Consider the following 231-nt stretch of genomic DNA (forward strand, 5'->3'; position numbering starts at 1 on the left):
CATTGCAGCACTCCTTCTGCCCATCGGGCACCCCACGCAGAGATCGTCACCGTTCGAGGTTCGACCAGCGTCTCAGACCAGTCCTGAGGCGGAGCGCCAGCCGAGTCACCCGATCCATCATCGTCGGCGCTTCCGACCGGGCGCTCGATCACGATCTCGATCCAGTGCGACCGCGTATCGACGACACCGGCCCCCCATTCGGCAACCACGACGGCCCCCTCGAAGTCGAGG

The 231-nt window shown here is 65.8% G+C and carries 1 pseudogene; it reads right to left on the reverse strand.

From position 1 onward, the window contains the following. A pseudogene (locus AMS65_RS20100) lies at nt 1–209 on the reverse strand (tRNA (adenosine(37)-N6)-threonylcarbamoyltransferase complex ATPase subunit type 1 TsaE); the annotation flags it as partial. Nucleotides 210–231: the final 22 nt, after the last annotated feature.

This window comes from Leucobacter celer subsp. astrifaciens, from assembly GCF_001273835.1.
Classification (GTDB): domain Bacteria; phylum Actinomycetota; class Actinomycetes; order Actinomycetales; family Microbacteriaceae; genus Leucobacter; species Leucobacter celer.